This window comes from Aquabacterium sp. (assembly GCF_004297345.1).
Lineage (GTDB): Bacteria > Pseudomonadota > Gammaproteobacteria > Burkholderiales > Burkholderiaceae_C > Aquabacterium.
Window position 1 is genome coordinate 1 of sequence record NZ_SCTN01000207.1, and the last position, 1,632, is coordinate 1,632.

Genomic DNA, 1,632 nt, shown 5'->3' on the forward strand with positions numbered 1-1,632 from the left:
CAGCCGGTCAGGGCCATGGTCATCTCCAGTTCATCGCGCAAAAGGCGAATCACATGCGCCACGCCCATGGCGCCGTTGGCGGCCAGGCCCCAGACATAAGGCCGCCCGATCAACACGGCACGGGCGCCCATGGCCAGCGCCACAAAGGCATCTCGCCCGGATCGAATGCCGCTGTCCAGCAAGACGGGTACACGCCCATCAGTGCGCTGCAACACGGCGGGCAAACAGGCCAGGCTGTCAGGTACACCAGGCAACACGCGGCCGCCATGGCTGGACACCACGATGCCATCGCATCCTGACTCGATCGCCTGATGCGCGTCATCCGGGTGCAGCACACCTTTGATCAACAAAGGCAAATTGATTTGAGCGCGCAACCACACCAGATCGTCCCAATCGGGTGCCTGCGCCATCCAGCCGTCGAACACGCGGCTCTGGCCGGCTTGCAGGCGAGGTTCAACACCAGCCTGCGAGGCCAACAGATTCACCGCATGCACGTCAGCGGGCAGCTGCATCGTGGCCAGCTTGATGGGTGCATCTACCGTGAACACGATGGCACTGCAGCCAGCCTCCTCCGCCAGGCGCAACAGGCGCAGCGTGGCTTCACGCTCTTGCTGCCAGTACAGCTGAAACCAGGGCGCAGGCCCGCCGCCTTCATGTGCGGCCCGGGCAATGTCTGAGATCGCGTGGCTAGCCAGGCTGCTGATGATCTGCTGCCCACCTTGTGCGGCGCCAGCCAGCGCAGAGGCCAGTTCGCCATGCTCATGGAACAAGCGTTGATAAGCCACGGGGGCCATCAGAAACGGATGCGCAAACTCCTGCCCGAAAAGGCTCAGGCGCGTATGCCCACCTGTGACGCGGCTCAATGGCCTGGGCATCAATCGATGAGCTGCAAACGCCGCGCTGCCAGCTACGTCGATCCCATCTTGCAGATAAGCCCATACAGCCTCATCCACCTTGGCTTGAGCCAGTCGCTGGTAGTCCGCGATGCCATTGATGCCAGGCTGCGTGTTCATCAACTGTCCGCCCAACGGCGCAGGAGATTGTGATAAGTACCCGTCAGCCTCACCACGGCATCGGTCTCACCCACATCTTGTCGTAGCTCTAGCAGAGCCATGTCCATGTCGTACAACAGGCGGCGTTGGCCATCGTCTCGCACCATGCTCTGAATGAACATGAAGCAGGCCTGACGTTGTCCTCGCTTGACCGGTGTCACGGCGTGGATGGAAGTCGATGGATACACCACCAGGCTGCCTGCCTTGAGCTTGACGCCATGCGTGCCAAACGTGTCTTCGATGGTCAGCTCGCCACCATCGTATTCATCAGGATCAGACAGGAACAAGGTGGCAGAGACATCGGCCCGCACATAGCCTTGCGCACGATGTGGCGACATGCGCATGGCGCAATCGGTGTGAAAGCCGTAAGTGTTCGCTTCCCCGCCATAGCGGTTGAAGAACGGTGGCAGGATCTTCAAGGGCAAGGCCGCCGTGAAGAACAGTGGCGAACGGTGCAAGGCGCCCAGAATCAGTTCACGCAGGGCCGGCAGATGCGCCGCATCCTCAGCCAGTTGCTGGTTGTTCTTGGCCTGTGCCGCTTGTGCGCCTGCGGTGATCGATCCGCTTTGCCATTCGGATT

At 61.3% G+C, this 1,632-nt stretch carries 2 protein-coding genes; both read right to left on the reverse strand.

The features are described from left to right. On the reverse strand, positions 1 to 1,013 hold a 1,013-nt coding region (locus EPO09_RS07455), incomplete at its 3' end, for an alpha-hydroxy acid oxidase (protein WP_290641737.1). Further along, positions 1,013 to 1,632 (reverse strand): Fe2+-dependent dioxygenase (locus tag EPO09_RS07460; RefSeq protein WP_290641739.1); only part of this gene is annotated, 620 nt, incomplete at its 5' end. The genes EPO09_RS07455 and EPO09_RS07460, both read right to left, overlap by 1 nt.